Genomic DNA, 17,209 nt, shown 5'->3' on the forward strand with positions numbered 1-17,209 from the left:
AAAGGAAGCATGGACATGCTCAAGTTGTTACCGCTGTTGATGATTGCAGGCTTGGTGGCCGGGTGTTCCGGCTCGAACAAGCCCGCGCCTGAAGCGGCCACGCCTGAAGAGAGCGGCTGTTACCAGGCTGACTGGCAGGCGCAGAGTGTGCCATTGGTCAATAAACGATCAGGGCCTGAGGCACTGGAGAAATACGAGTCACCCACGCCTTCTAAAGAGCGCGGGTGCCCGTGACGCTTTGAGCTGTAGGCGTGGCTGATTCAGTGATGGGCTTTGAGCCGACTGCGGCAGCGACTACAGATGATGCTAATGACGCGCAGAGCGGTTACCCCCGATCTGCAAAAACTTGAATAGCAGCCGCCGCTCCGGCAGGCTTGCACGATTAACGACCCTCGTCCGGGAGAGACACGCACAATGGCACTTATCAGCATGCGCCAGATGCTGGACCACGCCGCCGAATTCGGCTACGGCGTTCCAGCTTTTAACGTCAACAACCTTGAGCAGATGCGCGCCATCATGGAAGCCGCTGACAAGACTGACTCCCCGGTGATCGTTCAGGCTTCGGCCGGTGCGCGCAAATACGCAGGTGCTCCGTTCCTGCGTCACCTGATCCTGGCCGCGATCGAAGAATTCCCGCATATCCCGGTGTGCATGCACCAGGACCACGGCACCAGCCCTGACGTGTGTCAGCGTTCGATCCAGCTGGGCTTCAGCTCGGTGATGATGGACGGCTCGCTGGGTGAAGACGGCAAGACCCCGACTGACTACGACTACAACGTGCGCGTGACTCAGCAAACCGTGGCCCTGGCTCACGCCTGTGGTGTGTCGGTAGAAGGCGAGCTGGGCTGCCTGGGTTCGCTGGAAACCGGTATGGCCGGCGAAGAAGACGGCATCGGCGCGGAAGGCGTGCTGGATCACAGCCAAATGCTGACCGATCCTGAAGAAGCCGCTGACTTTGTAAAACGCACCCAAGTGGATGCCCTGGCGATTGCCATCGGTACGTCCCACGGCGCGTACAAATTCACCAAGCCGCCGACTGGCGACGTGCTGGCGATTGATCGCATCAAAGAAATCCACAAGCGCATTCCGAACACTCACCTGGTGATGCACGGTTCGTCCTCGGTGCCGCAAGAGTGGCTGAAAATCATCAACGAGTACGGCGGCGACATCAAAGAAACCTACGGCGTGCCGGTTGAAGAAATCGTTGAAGGCATCAAGCACGGCGTGCGCAAGGTGAACATCGACACCGACCTGCGTCTGGCATCGACGGGCGCCATGCGCCGCCTGATGGCCACCAACCCGAGCGAGTTTGACCCGCGCAAATTCTTCGGCGCCACAGTAACGGCCATGCGTGATGTCTGCATCGCCCGTTACGAAGCCTTCGGCACCGCCGGTAACGCTTCGAAGATCAAGCCGATCTCTCTGGAAGCCATGTACCAGCGTTACCTCAAAGGTGAGCTGAACGCCAAGGTCAACTAAGACCTGCGCGTCCTGCTGTTGAGTGAAGGCCGGTTGGTCGGTGCTCAGTCAGCAAAAACATCCGGCGTCTCTCAGGGGCGCCGGATTTTTTTTGCCTGTTGTTCGGGTTTTACCCAACCCGTAGCGTTTCATCAGCGGCGTTCTGGCCACTGCCTCAAGTCACCCTGCCATCAAATGACCCTTGCATAATCAGCTTGCCATCACGACAATGCGAGCGATTACCATTTACGCATGGGTGGCATGTTCATGTCGGCGCTTGATCGCTCAGCACTTCATCAGTTGTACAGCGACCACAACAGTTGGCTGAAGGGCTGGTTGCGGGTGCGGTTGGGTAATGCCGCCGATGCCGCCGATCTGGCGCAGGATACGTTTGTGCGGGTCATGACGGCCCGGATCGACACGCCAATCCGCGAGCCACGCGGTTATCTGAGCGCCATCGCGCGGTCGCTGTTAATCGATAAATCCCGTCGCCGCACCATCGAGCAGGCCTATTTGCAGGCTTTATCGCTGCGCCCTGAACCGGTCGATGTTTCGCCGCAAACGCGGCTGTCGATCATCGAAATGCTGGTCTCAATCGATACGCTGCTCGATGAACTGGGCAGCCGGACACGGGATATTTTCCTCGCGGTACAACTTGAAGGACTCAGCTACGTGGCGACGGCCGAACGCTACGGCGTATCCGTCACCACAGTGAAAAATCATTTGATTCGGGCCATGACCCGCTGCCTGTTGCTGATGGCGCACGAATGAGCGGTGCTCCCGACTTCAAGGTCCTTGAGGCCGCCGCAACGTGGTACGTGCAATTGAATGACGACACATGCTGCGACGCCACGTCCCGCGCCTGGCAAACCTGGCTGCACGCCAGCCCTCAGCATGCGGCGGCGTGGGCACGTGTCGAGAAAATTCAGCAACAATGGGCCCGCGTGCCCCGTCAAACGGCCTTGTCCAGCCTCAGTGCAGCCAAGGCGCAGCGCCGGGAGGTCTTGAAAATACTCAGTCTGCTGCTGGCCGCAGGTGCCTGTTCCTGGCTGGCGGTTGAAGAGCTGCCCTACCGTTCGATGCTCGCCGGGCAACGTACGGGCAGCCGCGAGCGGCGTTCGCTGCGCCTGGACGATGGCTCGCAGGTGCAGATGAATGCCCACACATCGCTGGACATCCGCTTCGATTCAACCCAGCGCCTGATCCAGCTGCACGGTGGGGAAATTCTGGTTCAGACCGCCAAGGACTCGGCCCTGCGGCCTTTTATTGTGGATACCGGAGAAGGGCGCGTGCGGGCACTGGGCACGCAATTCAGCGTGCGCCAACTGCCCGGGCGCACCCGTGTCGGCGTGTTGCAGGCCGTTGTTGAAGTGACGGCCCGTCGGTCATCCGGTCAGCCTGTGCGGGTGGAGGCTGGGCAGCAAGTGACGTTTGATCCCGAGGCGATCGAGGGCATTAGCCCTTTAGCAGCAGGGTCGACGGCCTGGGTCCACGGCATGCTGCGTGTGGACGACTGGCGGCTGGGGGACTTTGTCGAGGAACTGAACCGCTATCGGCCCGGCGTGTTGCAGTGTGCGACAGCGGTTCAGGACCTACGCATATCGGGCGCTTTTCGTATCGATGACACCGAAACCGTACTGGAGAACCTGAGTAAAACCCTGCCGGTAAAGGTGCGTTTTATGACCCGCTATTGGGCCAGCATCGAGCCCGCTTAAAAGGTTTTCTGTTGAACCTTGCTGATTTTGATTCTCATCCGTCAATGACATAAGCCGCGAACGCAGCGAGTTACTGCCATGACAACGCAAGGATCACCCAATGCACCCGCTCCCCCTCACTGCCACCCATAAAATCACCCGCGTTGTGCGCCTGTCGCTGCTGGGCGCGTCCCTGGCCAGCCTGTCTGCGCTGGCGATGATGCCCGCGCTGAGTTATGCGCACAGCCAAACGACCTACCAGATACCGGCTGGTCCGCTGGGCAGCGCCTTGACCCAATTTGGCGTGCAAGCGGGGGTGACGATTTCGTTTGATACCGAGCAGGCTCGTCAGCTCACCACGGCCGGGCTTGAAGGGTCATACAGCATTGAAGAGGCGTTGGACCGCTTGCTGGCCAGCAGCGGGCTGCACGCCGAGCGTCAGACGAACGGGGGCTATGTGCTGGTCGCGCGCAGCCTTCAGTCCGGCCTGGAGCTGGGTGCCACTGAAGTGGTGACCAACCAGTTGGGTTCAGTGACCGAAGGCACTGGCTCTTACACGCCGGGCTACATCGCCACGGCCACGCGCATGGTGCTCAAGCCCCGCGAGACACCGCAATCGATCAGCGTCATCACCCGCCAGCATATGGATGATTTCGCGCTCGACAACGTTGACGATGTGATGCGTCACACCCCTGGCATTACCGTCTCGGCGTACGACACGGACCGGACCAATTACTACTCGCGCGGTTTCTCGATCAACAACTTCCAGTACGACGGCATTCCTTCGGCGGTGCGCAACGTTGCCTATTCGGCGGGCAACACCCTGAGCGACATGGCGATCTATGACCGTATCGAGGTGCTCAAGGGGGCTTCCGGATTGTTGAGCGGCGCCGGTTCGCTGGGCGGCACCATCAACCTGGTGCGCAAGAAGCCCACCCATGATTTTCATGGCCATATCACCACGGGCGCCGGCTCCTGGGACAACTACCGCACGGAAGCGGACGTCAGCGGACCGTTGACCGACAGCGGCAACGTACGTGGCCGCGCAGTGGCGGCCTATCAGGACCGCCAGTCTTATATCGACCGCTACTCCAACCAGAGTTCGGTGTTCTACGGCATCCTCGAAGCCGACCTCACGCCTGACACATTGCTGACCGTGGGCGCCGACTATCAGGACAACCGGCCTCAGGGGTCAACCTGGTCGGGGAGTTTTCCACTGTACAACTACGCTGGCGAGATCAACGACGCCAAGCGTTCATTCAGCAATGCCACCGACTGGAGCAGTTGGCAGCAATACACCCGCACCGTCTTTGCCACGCTCGAACAAGACCTCGGCGGTGGTTGGGTCGGCAAGCTGCAACTCGATCACAAGCTCAATGGCTACGACGCCCAGTTGGGCGCCATCCAGTTCAACCAGCCGGCAGCTGATGGCACAGCGACCATCAATGCGCAACGCTACAAGGGTGAAACCACCAGCGATGCGGCTGACCTCTATATCAGTGGCCCTTACAGCATGATGGGGCGTGAACACCAACTGGTGCTGGGCGGCTCGATCAGCAAAGCAAACTGGCAAGGCAAAGGTTTCTGGGACGTTAAGTTCTCCACGCCCAACCTGGTCGATTACTTCAACTGGAACGGGCACCTGGCCAAACCTGATTGGGGCAGGGCATCACAAATCAGCGATGACACGGTGCGTCAGACGGGCATGTACGGGACCACTCGGCTCTCTATCACCGACGACCTGAATGTGTTTCTCGGTGCGCGAGTGGTGGACTACACCCTGACCGGCACCACCACGACCTACCATGAATCTGGCCGCGTGATCCCCTATGCGGGCATCACGTATGACCTGACCGACTCCCTCACGGCGTACGCCAGCTACACCGACGTGTTCATGCCGCAGGAGTTCTACAACCTGGATCGCCACAGCAAGATGCTCGACCCGGACCAGGGTGAAAACTATGAAATCGGCCTCAAGAGCGAAATGTTCGACGGCCGCCTGAATGCCAGCCTGGCGTACTTTGAGATCAAGGAAAGCAATCGCCCCATCCCCGACGACGCCTGGAACAACCTGTCGCCCACGCCACCCAACTATGCCTTCAAGGGCACTGCCGCGAGGACCAAGGGCTATGAGCTGGAAATATCCGGGGAGCTGAGCCCCGGGTGGAGCTTGCAAGGTGGCTACACGCACAAGGTGGTACGCGATGACACGGGCAAGAAAATCTCGACCTTTGAGCCCGAAGACCAGCTCAGCTTCTACACCATTTACAAACTCAAGGGCGACCTGAGCAAAGTCTCCGTGGGCGGTGGTGCCCGTTGGCAGAGCACGGCCTGGCAAGAAATGTACAACGGCCCGAAAAACCGCTACGAGGATTTCTCGCAGAAGCCCTATTGGCTGGTCGACCTGATGACCCGTTATCAATTCACGGAAAACCTGTCGACCACCCTTAACGTCAATAACGTGTTCGACAAGTACTACTACACCAACATCGGGTTCTATAACTCGGCGATTTATGGCGAGCCACGCAACTTTATGGTGACCACGCGCTGGGACTTCTGAGCCTGACGGTCAGGGGCTCACCTTGTCCCTGACTGCCGAAAAAAGACCCAATGAGCGACGGTCAGTGAGCAGAGGGTGATCGTTGCTCAAGGTTGATAGCATCGCCAGCGCAACTGGTTTTGAGTTGAGGCTAAAAGGCTCTGGATCTGCCTGCCTACAACGAATCAGGGTCCACGCCATTGCCCCTGAGCAGTGCGTCCACCAGCGAGCGGGTCATCTCGACGGAATGCAGCATCGACCAGATCAGCCCTCGCTCTATGCCGCTGGCGCGCTCGGTGATCTCGTCCGAAACCTCCTCGGTGCTTTTGAGCATGATCGACATATGCTTCAAGGCTTCCAGCGCCCGCACGTCACCGCGCACGGCGAAAGGCGAGGCCGGGCTGACTTCGGCGGGTTGAGTCGGTTTGAGTTCGTCCAGCGGGGCGGGTGCAGCGTTGAGGTCATCAAGCAGGCGTCGCGTTTTTTCATCGTGCTGGTGATCGTCGCGCTTTTTCTTCATGTCGATTCCACTGGGAGCATCAATTGGGCCAGGCCGCTTGGCGACTCAAGAAGATAGCCCTGTGACTTTCAGGGCCGCAAGCAGTGCCTGCCGGGGGATCGTCATCTCAGAAGTGCCCTTCACTTACATACGGAAACATCCCACTTTTGACCAGGGATGGATCCGTTGACTCGCATCATCTGGCCATCACGTTACGTAACCCATAGTGGTTAAAAAACCATAACGTGAAGGAGAACACCGTGATTAAACCGTGGGTTGCACTGTGCAGTTTGATGCTGGGGGTGCAGGCGTGGGCCGCCGCGCCGATCAATGAACCGATACAGCCGATACAACCGGCAAAAATAACTGACCCGGCGAAGGTGGAACTGGGCAAGCAGTTGTGGTTTGACCCGAGGTTGTCCAAGTCCGGATTTATTTCCTGCAACTCGTGCCACAACTTGAGCATGGGCGGTAGCGATAATTTACCGACGTCCATTGGTCACAACTGGCATCAAGGGCCGATCAATTCGCCCACGGTGCTTAACTCCAGCCTGAACGTCGTGCAGTTTTGGGACGGGCGCGCCAAAACCCTCAAGGAACAGGCGGGCGGGCCGATTGCCAACCCCGGTGAAATGGGGTTTACCCACAACCTGGCCTCTGACGTGGTGCGCTCGATCCCGCAATATCGCGATTCATTCAAAGCGGTGTATGGCGATGACACGGTCAGTATCGACCACATCACCGATGCACTGGCGGCATTCGAGGAGACGCTGGTCACACCCAATGCGCCGTTTGACCGGTGGTTAAAAGGTGAAAAAGACGCCATCAGCCCGGCCGCGGTTAAAGGGTATGAACTGTTTAAAAACACGGGCTGCATTGCTTGCCATAACGGCGAGGCCGTGGGCGGAGCATCGATGCAGAAAATGGGGATGATCGAGCCCTATGTCACCAAGAACCCATCCGAAGGTGTCGCCGGGCTGACGGGAAAAGACACCGACCGCATGCTGTTCAAGGTGCCCACCTTGCGCAACGTCGAGCTGACTTATCCGTACTTCCATGACGGTGCGTACTGGAATCTGGAGGAAGCGGTGGATGTGATGGCCCGTCTGCAATTGGGTCGCAAACTGAGCCAGGAGGAAGTGGGGCAGATAGTGGCCTTCCTTAAAACCCTGACGGGCGATCAGCCGAGCTTTATGTTGCCGCAGTTGCCGCCGTCCTCTGCACACACACCGCACCCCGTGCCATTCGGCCAGTGATGCATTGAAGACAGAGCCGCCAGTGCGGCTCTGCGCTTTACTCAGGGCGCGTTGTGGTCGATGTCCAGCTTGCTGAACGTGACTTGCCCGCCTTCTTTGCTATTGCCCGTGTTGTCCTGCACGTACGCCCCGGCCTTGAAGTACAGCGGTTTGTCGCGCCATGTAGCGCTGATGGGCGTGTTCCAGACTTTATTGGCGCCCTTGACGTTCAAGGTGCCGTCGGGTGTCAGGTTGATGACATAGGTGAAGCTCTTTTGCAGAGGCACATTCTCGGCCACCGTTACGGTCTTGATGGTGGTGTCGTTGGGCCGTATGCGCACCTTGGCCACCAGGTTGCCGCTGAGTTTGCTGGTCTTGTATTGGTATTCCAGCTTGAGCAGGGGCTGCTGACTTTGAAACGCATGGATCTGCCCGATCACGACCTTGCCGGAGGAGGGCACTTGATTGACGGCCAGCGTGGCGTTCAAAAAATGGTTGGCGCTGGGGTACAGCCAATTGCGCAAAGAGCCATCGGCGCGGGTTTCACGTAATTCGCTGCGCGGGTAAATGGCGTTGACGGTGGTGCTTGCGGTCACCGGCGCCCAGAAAAAAAGCGTGCCGGAATCGGCATGGAAATACACATTTTTGAAACCCTTAAGCAGGCGGGGAGTGTCGATGGTCGTCGGAGTGGAGCCGACCGGAACGCTCAGGTTCCAGGTTGCCAGATCGATCATGTTTCGGGCCTTGTGCTGCTGCGCTTACAGGCCACACACACCGGGGTGGTGTCTGGACCAAGGCTTTGACGGGAGGTCTTTATAGGACGAACGGTATGGCCAGTTAAATGATGGCACTTTTATTTGACGTCAAAAAAAACGTTATAACCGTAAAGCCCGCATTACACGTGGGGATAAACGGGCATACCGTTAGTCGGTTGGATCCACTTATGTCTAATTGTGTAGTGCAAGGTCGCTTCTGCTTTGCAGTGCCCGGGTTTAGAGTTGAGTTTCAGTTTTTGTCCGGTTTTCACCTGAGTTCAGGACAGTCAAATAGAGAAGCAGCATGGAATGCGTGCCCGAGAAACCGGCTGAGGCTGGTTCAGTTCTTTTGGTAGTGGATGATTACCCTGAAAATCTGATCAGCATGCAGGCGTTGTTGCAGCGCCCCGACTGGCACATTCTGACCGCCGCGTCAGGTGTTGAAGCCCTGGACATGTTGCTGCGCCACGAGGTCGACCTGGTGTTGCTGGACGTTCAGATGCCCGTCATGGACGGGTTTGAAGTTGCACGTTTTATGCGCGGCAGCCAGCGCACGCGTTTTACCCCCATCATTTTCCTGACCGCCAACGCGCTATCCCGGGATGCCGTCCTGGAGGGCTACGCATGCGGTGCCGTGGACTACCTGCTCAAGCCTTTTGATTCCCAAATTCTCAAACCCAAAGTGCAGGCGCTGCTGGAGCATCAAAGCAATGCCAGGGCGTTGCGTCGCCTGAGCCGCGATCTGGAAATTGCCCAAGCGTTCAATGCCTCAGTGCTGGAAAACGCGGCCGAAGGGATTTTGGTGGTCAACGAAGACGGCTGCATCCGCTTTGCCAACCCGGCCATTTCGCGCCTGCTCAAGGTTTCGGTGGCCGGGCTCGAAGGCGTGCCCTTGCTGGATTTTCTGCAAAAGCCCCACGTGCCGCGCTGGTATGAATCTGCCATTTATCACGGTTATCAGCGGGGCGAAACCTACCGGGTGCATGACGCCATCCTGCGTTCGGCCCACGACCAGTTGCTCCCCGTGACCTTGTCCTGTGCGCCGCTTTCCGGGCAACAACACGCCATGGTGGTGACGGTGCTGGACATGTCCGAAGTGTGCCATCTGCATCAGCAGCTCGAACTGCAAGCCATCACCGATTCGCTGACGGGGTTGTTGAACCGGCGCGGCTTTCAACGGGCCGTCGAAGCGTTACTGATGCGCGATGACGTCGATGCGCAACTGCGCGTGTTGTTGTACCTGGACCTGGATGGGTTCAAGCGCATCAACGACTCGCTTGGGCATGAGGTCGGGGACCACGCCCTGAGCTGGGTCTCCGAGCAGCTGGAGCAGTGCGCCCGCCCCGGCGATATTCTGGGGCGCATTGGCGGGGATGAATTCACCCTGTTGTTGAGCGTCGATGAGCCGCAGGAAGCCGCGCAGATCGCAGAGCAACTGATCGAGCGGATTGCAGTGCATCAGCTCATCCAGGGGCTGGATGTCAGCCTCGGCGTCAGCATCGGCATTGCGGTTGACCCCGGCGGGGGCACCGGCCTTGAACCCCTGATGCGCGCGGCCGATGCGGCCATGTACGAAGCCAAGCGGGCAGGGCGTCAGCAGTACCGTTTTTATGACGCGCTGATCAGCACCCAGGCGCTGCTCAGCCCTGTTCACTGGAAGTAAGGGCTGGTGCGCCGCTACACTGGCGCACTTTTTACGCGTCGCGCGGGCCCCATGACTGTTCTCAAATACCTCCAGGCGTACCCTCAGACCTTGCAGGATCAAGTGCGGCATTTGATCGAACGCGATCAGTTAGGCGCGTACCTGAACGAACGCTACCCCGGTAAACATGCCGTGCAGAGCGACAAGGCCCTGTACGCGTACGCGCTTGAACTCAAGCAGGAACACCTGCGCAATGCGCCGTCCTTCGACAAGGTGCTGTTCGATAACCGCCTCGACCTGACCCACCGCGCACTGGGCTTGCACACCACCATTTCACGGGTACAGGGCGGCAAGCTCAAGGCCAAGAAAGAGCTGCGCGTGGCCTCTTTGTTCAAGGACACCGCACCCGCATTCCTGAAGATGATCGTGGTCCACGAATTGGCCCACTTGAAGGAATCGGACCACAACAAAGCGTTCTACAAGCTGTGCGAGTACATGCTGCCCGACTACCACCAGCTGGAATTCGACTTGCGGGTGTACCTGACGTGGCGTGACATGCAGGGCAAAACCTGACTTTACCGGCGCAGCGTACAGGTTCGCGCCACCGGCAATCCAACGTGTGACAGGAGTGATCAATGGACGTCAGTAAAACCAAAAGCAGCTTTTACCGGCGCCTGTATGTGGCCTGGTTGATTGATACCCAACGGGCCAGTAATGTGCCGGCGCTCACCGAAGTGACCGGCATGCCCCGTCGCACGGCGCAGGACACCCTTGCAGCGCTAGCTGACCTGGACATCCTGTGCGAATTCGAACAAGAGGACGGCGCCCGCAATCACGCTGGGCGCTATGTGATCCGCAGTTGGGGCCCGATTGATAAAAGTTGGGTCGCCCGGCATGTGGAACAGATCAAGCAGGTATTGAATTACCCCTGAGCGTCGGCGTTCAGGCGCATGCCGATATGCGGGATGTTGTCTTCGAAGTAGGGCTCGCCCACGGCGTTAAAACCGTGCTTGGCGTACAGCGATTGCAGGTGCGCCTGGGCGGACAGGAAGACAGGCTCCTGCGGCCAGTTTTCTTTGATGTTATGCAGCGCTTGGTCCATCAAATCATGGCCCAGGCTATGCCCACGTGCCTGCGGTGCAACAATCACCCGGCCAATCACCACGTCCCCGGCATGGGACTCAGGGTCGAGCAAGCGCGCATACGCCACCAGTTGATCGTTTTGCCAGCCCATCAGGTGCAGCGTGTCACCTTCCAGATCCTGCCCGTCGATGTCCAAATAGGCGCATTCCTGTTCAACGATGAACACTTCGCAGCGCAGCTTCAAAATGGCGTACAGCTGTTCTTTACCCAGGTCAGAGTGGTGTTTACAGATCCAGTCGGTGGTCACGGTGTTGTCCTGAAAGAGTGGCGATCGCCAGATACTAGGCGCGAATGGCAAAGCAGGCCAAGCGTAAAAGTGTCAGCAGATAAGGCTTTTTGATATCAACTTACTGCGATTGGGAGTTATCTTTGAGTGGCCCGGGCCTTCATCCCTTGACGCTGATCAGGATGGGCCCCAATAAATGGCAGCTAAATAATAGTGGGCAGCCCCTTAAGGATCTTGCATGTCTCGCTTGCGCAGAGCTTTGATTGTGTCCGGATTGACCTTATGGGCTCATCACGCCAGCGCCGAGACGCTGCGTCTGGTGGGCGATCACTGGCCACCGTTTACCGATGGCACGCTGGTCAATGGCGGGCTGGCCACCGATCTGGTCAGCACAGCCCTTGCGCGGGCCGGGTACCCCAGCGCTTTTGAGCAAGTGCCGTGGGCCAGGGCGTTGCAAGGGATACAAAACGGTCGTTACGACGTGCTGGTTAACGCCTGGTTCCATGAAGATCGTCAGAAAATCGGGCAGTTTTCAGCGCCGTATCTGCAAAACCGGCTGCGTTTTATCCGCCGCAAAGACTCCCCCGTTGAATACGACACGCTGGGGCAGTTGACCGGTTATGCCATCGCCTATGTGCCCGGTTACGCCTATACCCCCGCGTTCGACAACAGCACCCAGCTCAACAAAGTCCCTGTGCATAACTTTGCGATGGCCGTGCGCATGCTGGTGGCAGGCCGGGTGAGCCTGACGCTGGAAGACGAGTATGTGGCGCGCTACCGGCTGTCGCGCGAATCGGCGCGGGTGCGCAACGCGGTGGAGTTCATGCCCACGGCCTTGAGCGAAAACCAGCTGCATATTCTGGTCAGCCTGCAAAACCCTGATCACGCCAAAATCGTCTCGGATTTCGACCGTGAAATCACCGCCATGAAAGCCGACGGCAGTTTTGAACGCCTGCTCAAAGCCCATGGCATGTAGGCCGTATTAATCGCCCGAGGCGCTAAACGGCTTTACGGGGTTTTGATCAAGTGCGCGGCCAGTGTGCGCAAAGGTCCGAGCTGGCGGCAGATCAGCGCCAGTTGGGTTTGCACCAGTCGCTGGCTTTCGTCGATGTCATCCGGCATCTGCTCCAGCGCGCTGGCCAGTGCTTCCTCGTCATCGCTCTGCACCGCCACCGGTTGACGGTTGACCAGCCCTTGGGCGATCAGGTCAATGCTGTCGGCAATCGTGCGCCCGGCCCCTTCGATCAACTGTTCGCGCACCTCGGACGGTAACTGCGTGTCGCGGTGCGCACCCAGCCCTGACAGATAACTGAGCAGCGTGTGCGACAACACCAGAAAGCGGAAGCCCATGTCCGCATCCTTACGGAAGTGCCCCGGTTCCATCAGCATGTTGGCCAGCGTGGTCGACAGCGCGGCATCCGCGTTGTGGGCGTTGCGTCGGGCCAGCCGATAGGCCAGGTCGTCGCTTTTGCCCTGCGCGTATTGCTGCAAGATCTGGCGCAGGTACTGGCTGTTGCAGCTCAAGGTGTTGGCCAGCACTTTATTCAGGCGCCGCCCTTGCCAGTCGGGCAGGAACAGGAACACGGCGGCAGCCGCAATCACGCTGCCCACCAAGGTGTCGAACAGGCGCGGCAGGAACAACCCGTAGCCGTCGCCCACCTGATTGAAGCAAAACAGCACCATCAAGGTGATGGCCGCGGTGCTCAAGGTGTAGCGCGTGGTGCGGTTAATAAAGAACACCACCCCGGCTGCCACCGCAAACATCGACTGGACCAGTGGGTTGGGGAACAGATCAAACAGCGCCCAGCCCACCGCCAAGCCGATGGCCGTGCCGATGATGCGCTGGCTGAACTTGCGCCGCGTGGCCCCGTAGCTGGGTGAGCACACAAACAATGTGGTCAGGATGATCCAGTAGCCTTGGGTCGGGTGAATCCAGTGCACCATGGCAAAGCCGATGCACAGCGCCAACGGCAAGCGCAGGGCGTGACGAAAAATCAGCGACGTGGGCGTCAGGTTTTGGCGCAGACGCGACCACACATCCTTCAGGTTGCGCGGCGAACGGTCCAGCAAACTGCTGTCGGTGGCATCCGCGAGGGTGTCGGGGTTGCTGGCGTCACTGAGTAAACGGTCGAGGGTGCCGAGGTTGGCGGCCAACGCCCGCAAGGACCGCAACAGCCCGCGCCAGGCCGGATTGCTCTGGATACGCAAGTGTTCGAGGGACGCATGCAAGTCGGCGAGCGCTTCGGCAAAACTGTCGTCATAAACAAAGGCTTGGCGCAGCTTGATCGACTCGGACAACCGCTGGCAGGCAACCCCTTGCTGACGCAGCAGGCGCTGGCAACGGAACATCACGTCACTGTGGAAGAACGCTTCCGCCAGCGCGTTGTAAGGGTAGTGCGAGGAACTGGCGCGTTCGTGAATGTCCTGGGCCAGGAAGTACAGCTTCAAGTAGCGGCTGAGGGTGGAGCCCGGCCTCGAGTTGCCGACACGATGCAGGATGATTTCCTTGGCGGTGTTCAGCGCCGCCACCACCTTGCCGTTCTGGCGCGCCAGCTCAAGACGACCGGCCTCCACGTCCAACTTGCGGATCGGTTCGAACAATGATGATTTCAGCTTGAGGTACAGCCCCAATTCCCAAAATAGCCGCGCCAGACTTTGCTGCACCGGCTGATTGGAAAACAGCGCCTGCCACAGTACCGACAGCACGCCATACCAGGCGGCGCCCGCCACCAGCAGCAGGGGTTCATGCCAGAAATCGGTCACTTCACCGCCGCGTTGATCGACACCGATCATCGTGTACACCGCCAGAATCAGCGTGGCAGACGCAATGGCGCCATAGCGCTCACCCAAGGCCCCGAGCATGGTCAGGCCAAAGCTGGCCAACGCCAGCGCGCACACCATCAACAGCGGGTAAGGGAATAACAGTTCAACCGTGGTCGCAGCGGCGGTGAAACACACCAGCGTCACCAGCAAGGCATTCAGGCGGCCTTGCCAGCTGTCATCGGTTTCGGACAGGGCGCTGGCGATGATCCCCAAAAACAGCGGGATCAGCAGCTTCATTTCATTCTGATACCAGCAAAAGGCCATGCTGCCGGTCAGGGCGATAAACACCCGCACGCTGTAACTGAACTTGTCCTGCGCCCATAGGCGGCGCAGGGACTGTCGAACGGTTTTCGATGACATTGAAGTGGCGTTGCCTTGCGAGTCGTTTCGCTAAATTGAGCCAGTTATGACGACAGTGCAATGACACTGTTCACATCGCCCCCAAAAAAATCAGGGGGCTGTCAACGCGGTCAGACGTATTGCGCTGCCGCGTAGCCCGAAGCCCAGGCCCACTGAAAATTGAAGCCGCCCAAGTGGCCGCTGACATCCAGCACCTCGCCCACGAAATACAGGCCAGGGCTTTTCAGCGATTCCATGGTTTTGGACGACACTTCGCGCGTGTCCACACCCCCCAGCGTCACCTCGGCGGTGCGGTAGCCTTCGGTGCCCGCCGGTACGACCTTCCAGCACGCCAGTTTGTCCGCCACGTCCGCCAGCTCACCGGGCGTGTATTGCTTCATTGGCTTGGACACAAACCAGTGTTCGGCCAGCAGGTTGGCCATCTTCTTGGTGAAAATCTCGCCCAGCAGGGTTTTCAGCTCGCTGTTCGGGCGTTCGGCCTGCTGGCTGTGCAGCCAGTCGAGGGCGTCGAGGTCGGGCAGCAGGTTGATTTCAACCGTATCGCCAGGGTTCCAGAACGATGAAATCTGCAAAATCGCCGGGCCGCTCAAGCCACGGTGAGTGAACAGGATGTTCTCGCGAAAGCTCTGATCGTTGCAGCTCACCAGGCAATCCACCGAGGTGCCGGACAGTTCGGTGCAGATTGCTTTCAACTGGTCGGTGATGGTAAACGGCACCAGCCCGGCGCGGGTCGGCAGCAGGGTATGCCCGAACTGCTTGGCCACTTGATAGCCGAAACCGGTCGCACCGAGGGTCGGGATCGACAAGCCGCCGGTAGCGATCACCAGCGATTGGCACTGCAACGCATCGAGCGTGGTGTTCACGGTGTAACCGGCTTCGGTTTTCTCGATCTGCTCGACGGACGTGTCCAGGTGCAGGCTGACCCCCGCGTGCTGGCATTCGTCCAGGAGCATCTCAAGGATGTCGCTAGACTTGTTGTCGCAAAACAGTTGGCCGAGTTTTTTCTCGTGGTACGGCACGCCATGCTTGGCCACCATCGCGATGAAATCCCACTGCGTGTAACGGGCCAATGCCGACTTGCAGAAGTGCGGGTTCTGCGACAGAAAATTGTTGGGTTCGGTGTACATATTGGTGAAGTTGCAACGTCCACCGCCGGACATGAGGATTTTTTTGCCCGCCTTGTTGGCGTGGTCGATCAACATCACCTTGCGCCCACGTCCGGCAGCGGTCAGCGCGCACATCAAGCCTGCGGCGCCAGCGCCAATGATTACAACGTCGGTAGAACGCACAGCGCAGTCCTCACTAAAAGCTACCCTCACCCCGGCCTCTCCCGGTGGGGGAGGCCTGAGATGAGACGATCTTGAATTCTGCCCCCTCGCCCTCCGGGAGAGGGTTGGGGCGAGGGAGTTTTTAAAGCGTTTTACAACACCCGAACGCGCAGCGAACGGCCTTTGATCTTGCCGTCGCTCAGGCGCTGAGCGGCCTGCTTGGCGATGGTGCGATCCACGGCCACGTACGCCTGGAAGTCGAAAATCGCAATTTTGCCGACCTGAGCGCCCGGGATTCCGGCGTCGCCTGTCAGCGCGCCAAGAATATCGCCCGGACGCACTTTGTCTTTACGACCGGCACCGATGCACAACGTGCTCATGGCCGGCAGCAGCGGCGCGCCACCCTGCGAGGTGAGGGTGTCGAGGGTGTCCCAGTTCAGCGGGGCTTTCTGCAATTGTTCGATGGCCTGGGCGCGGTGCGCTTCGGACGGGGCGACCAGGCTGATGGCGATGCCTTTTTCACCGGCACGGCCGGTACGCCCTACACGGTGAATGTGAATTTCGGAATCGCGCGCCAGTTCGACGTTGATGACCATGTCCAGGGCATCGATGTCCAAACCACGGGCGGCTACGTCCGTGGCCACCAGCACCGACGTCGAGCGGTTGGCGAACATGGCCAGTACCTGATCGCGGTCGCGCTGTTCCAGATCGCCGTGCAGGCCGACCGCCGAAATGCCTTTGGAGGTCAGGTGGTCGACGGTTTCCTGAACCTGCTGCTTGGTGAAGCAGAAGGCCACGCACGATTGCGGGCGGAAATGGCCCAGCACCTTGGTCACGGCGCTCATGCGTTCTTCAGGGGAGATCTCGTAGAAACGCTGCTCGATCTGGCTGTCAGTGTGCAACGCCTCGGCCTTGACCTGCTGCGGGTTGCGCATGAACTTGGACGACAACTGCTTGATGCCAACCGGGTACGTGGCCGAGAACAGCAAGGTCTGACGGCGCTCCGGGGTTTGCACGATGATGTCTTCGATGGCGTCGTAGAAGCCCATGTCGAGCATGCGGTCGGCTTCGTCCAGCACCAGCGTGTTCAGGCCGTCGAGGACCAGCGAACCTTTGCGCAAGTGCTGCTGGATGCGGCCCGGGGTGCCGACGATGATGTGCGCGCCGTGCTCCAGCGAACCGATCTGCGGCCCGAAGGACACGCCACCACACAGGGTCAGCACTTTGATGTTGTCTTCGGCGCGGGCCAGACGGCGGATTTCTTTGGCGACCTGGTCAGCCAGTTCGCGGGTCGGGCAAATCACCAGCGCCTGACAGCCGAAGAAGCGCGGGTTGATCGGGTTCAGCAGGCCGATACCAAAGGCGGCGGTCTTGCCGCTGCCGGTCTTGGCCTGAGCGATCAGGTCCATGCCTTTGAGGATCACCGGCAAGCTCTGCGCCTGAATCGGCGTCATCTGGGCATAACCGAGGGAGTCGAGGTTAGCCAACATGGCGGCGGACAAGGGCAAAGTATTAAAAGCGGTGGCGATGGTGGTCACGGGACTGGCCTGCAAAACAAAATGTCGCG

The 17,209-nt window shown here is 59.2% G+C and carries 15 protein-coding genes and 1 pseudogene; 10 read left to right on the top strand and 6 right to left on the bottom strand.

Features of this window, described 5'->3' with window-relative positions; translation table 11 throughout:
• The first annotated feature begins 15 nt into the window (after positions 1-15).
• From V6F78_RS08895 to V6F78_RS08915, 5 genes are all read left to right on the top strand, one after another.
• Complete coding sequence (locus V6F78_RS08895) at positions 16-234, top strand: hypothetical protein (RefSeq protein WP_048375396.1); 219 nt, start codon at positions 16-18, stop codon at positions 232-234.
• A gap of 180 nt (positions 235-414) precedes the next feature.
• Positions 415-1,479, top strand: coding sequence for a class II fructose-bisphosphate aldolase (fba, locus tag V6F78_RS08900; RefSeq protein ID WP_047278209.1), 1,065 nt, complete (start codon positions 415-417; stop codon positions 1,477-1,479).
• A gap of 246 nt (positions 1,480-1,725) precedes the next feature.
• Positions 1,726-2,229 (top strand): sigma-70 family RNA polymerase sigma factor, encoded by a 504-nt coding sequence (locus V6F78_RS08905; RefSeq protein ID WP_094991362.1) that lies wholly within the window; start codon positions 1,726-1,728, stop codon positions 2,227-2,229.
• The gene (locus V6F78_RS08910) at positions 2,226-3,173 is read left to right on the top strand and encodes a FecR domain-containing protein (RefSeq protein WP_332726975.1); all 948 of its coding nucleotides are present in this window, start codon (positions 2,226-2,228) and stop codon (positions 3,171-3,173) included. The genes V6F78_RS08905 and V6F78_RS08910 overlap by 4 nt, the downstream gene beginning before the upstream one ends.
• A gap of 100 nt (positions 3,174-3,273) precedes the next feature.
• Entirely contained in the window at positions 3,274-5,712 is a 2,439-nt protein-coding gene (locus V6F78_RS08915; protein ID WP_332726976.1) for a TonB-dependent siderophore receptor, read from the top strand.
• A 154-nt stretch (positions 5,713-5,866) separates the two neighbouring features.
• On the opposite strand, the gene V6F78_RS08920 is transcribed toward V6F78_RS08915, so the two are convergent.
• Positions 5,867-6,211, bottom strand: a complete 345-nt coding sequence (locus tag V6F78_RS08920) for a hypothetical protein (RefSeq protein ID WP_047296004.1) — start codon at positions 6,209-6,211, stop codon at positions 5,867-5,869.
• A gap of 239 nt (positions 6,212-6,450) precedes the next feature.
• Here V6F78_RS08920 and V6F78_RS08925 point away from each other — a divergent pair, with 239 nt between their 5' ends.
• Positions 6,451-7,446, top strand: a complete 996-nt coding sequence (locus V6F78_RS08925) for a cytochrome-c peroxidase (RefSeq protein WP_277620519.1) — start codon at positions 6,451-6,453, stop codon at positions 7,444-7,446.
• Between the two features lie 41 nt (positions 7,447-7,487).
• On the opposite strand, the gene V6F78_RS08930 is transcribed toward V6F78_RS08925, so the two are convergent.
• Positions 7,488-8,159: a polysaccharide lyase family 7 protein gene (locus tag V6F78_RS08930; RefSeq protein ID WP_047296002.1), complete on the bottom strand. Its 672-nt coding sequence runs from the start codon at positions 8,157-8,159 to the stop codon at positions 7,488-7,490.
• 325 nt (positions 8,160-8,484) lie between these two features.
• Here V6F78_RS08930 and V6F78_RS08935 point away from each other — a divergent pair.
• From V6F78_RS08935 to V6F78_RS08945, 3 genes and pseudogenes are all read left to right on the top strand, one after another.
• A pseudogene (locus V6F78_RS08935) lies at positions 8,485-9,795 on the top strand (diguanylate cyclase domain-containing protein); the annotation flags it as partial.
• Between the two features lie 99 nt (positions 9,796-9,894).
• A complete protein-coding gene (locus V6F78_RS08940; protein WP_169838887.1) occupies positions 9,895-10,395 on the top strand; it encodes a M48 metallopeptidase family protein in 501 nt (166 codons plus the stop codon).
• Between the two features lie 62 nt (positions 10,396-10,457).
• Positions 10,458-10,754, top strand: coding sequence for a winged helix-turn-helix domain-containing protein (locus V6F78_RS08945; RefSeq protein ID WP_047279385.1), 297 nt, complete (start codon positions 10,458-10,460; stop codon positions 10,752-10,754).
• Here V6F78_RS08945 and V6F78_RS08950 read toward each other — a convergent pair.
• Positions 10,745-11,212, bottom strand: coding sequence for a GNAT family N-acetyltransferase (locus V6F78_RS08950; RefSeq protein WP_094991358.1), 468 nt, complete (start codon positions 11,210-11,212; stop codon positions 10,745-10,747). The genes V6F78_RS08945 and V6F78_RS08950 overlap by 10 nt on opposite strands.
• A gap of 217 nt (positions 11,213-11,429) precedes the next feature.
• Here V6F78_RS08950 and V6F78_RS08955 point away from each other — a divergent pair, with 217 nt between their 5' ends.
• A complete protein-coding gene (locus tag V6F78_RS08955; protein ID WP_332726978.1) occupies positions 11,430-12,167 on the top strand; it encodes a substrate-binding periplasmic protein in 738 nt (245 codons plus the stop codon).
• Between the two features lie 32 nt (positions 12,168-12,199).
• On the opposite strand, the gene yccS is transcribed toward V6F78_RS08955, so the two are convergent.
• The 3 genes from yccS to dbpA all read right to left on the bottom strand — a co-directional run bounded on the left by yccS (position 12,200) and on the right by dbpA (position 17,132).
• Positions 12,200-14,374, bottom strand: coding sequence for a YccS family putative transporter (gene yccS / locus V6F78_RS08960; RefSeq protein ID WP_094991359.1), 2,175 nt, complete (start codon positions 14,372-14,374; stop codon positions 12,200-12,202).
• A 110-nt stretch (positions 14,375-14,484) separates the two neighbouring features.
• A complete protein-coding gene (locus tag V6F78_RS08965; RefSeq protein ID WP_095007385.1) occupies positions 14,485-15,663 on the bottom strand; it encodes an NAD(P)/FAD-dependent oxidoreductase in 1,179 nt (392 codons plus the stop codon).
• A 131-nt stretch (positions 15,664-15,794) separates the two neighbouring features.
• Positions 15,795-17,132 carry an ATP-dependent RNA helicase DbpA gene (gene dbpA, locus V6F78_RS08970; protein WP_231740598.1) on the bottom strand — a complete coding sequence of 446 codons (1,338 nt, stop codon included), beginning with the start codon at positions 17,130-17,132 and terminating at the stop codon, positions 15,795-15,797.
• Positions 17,133-17,209 lie beyond the last annotated feature (77 nt).

Origin of the sequence: Pseudomonas sp. ESBL9 (assembly GCF_036668715.1) — a bacterium.
Taxonomy (GTDB): domain Bacteria; phylum Pseudomonadota; class Gammaproteobacteria; order Pseudomonadales; family Pseudomonadaceae; genus Aquipseudomonas; species Aquipseudomonas lundensis.

What these genes read in the sequence shown, in the direction of transcription:
- V6F78_RS08895 (WP_048375396.1), top strand. Translation starts at nt 16, where the DNA reads ATGCTCAAGTTGTTACCGCTGTTGATGATTGCAGGCTTGGTGGCCGGG.
- fba (WP_047278209.1), top strand. Translation starts at nt 415, where the DNA reads ATGGCACTTATCAGCATGCGCCAGATGCTGGACCACGCCGCCGAATTC.
- V6F78_RS08905 (WP_094991362.1), top strand. Translation starts at nt 1,726, where the DNA reads ATGTCGGCGCTTGATCGCTCAGCACTTCATCAGTTGTACAGCGACCAC.
- V6F78_RS08910 (WP_332726975.1), top strand. Translation starts at nt 2,226, where the DNA reads ATGAGCGGTGCTCCCGACTTCAAGGTCCTTGAGGCCGCCGCAACGTGG.
- V6F78_RS08915 (WP_332726976.1), top strand. Translation starts at nt 3,274, where the DNA reads ATGCACCCGCTCCCCCTCACTGCCACCCATAAAATCACCCGCGTTGTG.
- V6F78_RS08920 (WP_047296004.1), bottom strand. Translation starts at nt 6,211, where the DNA reads ATGAAGAAAAAGCGCGACGATCACCAGCACGATGAAAAAACGCGACGC.
- V6F78_RS08930 (WP_047296002.1), bottom strand. Translation starts at nt 8,159, where the DNA reads ATGATCGATCTGGCAACCTGGAACCTGAGCGTTCCGGTCGGCTCCACT.
- V6F78_RS08940 (WP_169838887.1), top strand. Translation starts at nt 9,895, where the DNA reads ATGACTGTTCTCAAATACCTCCAGGCGTACCCTCAGACCTTGCAGGAT.
- V6F78_RS08945 (WP_047279385.1), top strand. Translation starts at nt 10,458, where the DNA reads ATGGACGTCAGTAAAACCAAAAGCAGCTTTTACCGGCGCCTGTATGTG.
- V6F78_RS08955 (WP_332726978.1), top strand. Translation starts at nt 11,430, where the DNA reads ATGTCTCGCTTGCGCAGAGCTTTGATTGTGTCCGGATTGACCTTATGG.
- yccS (WP_094991359.1), bottom strand. Translation starts at nt 14,374, where the DNA reads ATGTCATCGAAAACCGTTCGACAGTCCCTGCGCCGCCTATGGGCGCAG.
- dbpA (WP_231740598.1), bottom strand. Translation starts at nt 17,132, where the DNA reads ATGTTGGCTAACCTCGACTCCCTCGGTTATGCCCAGATGACGCCGATT.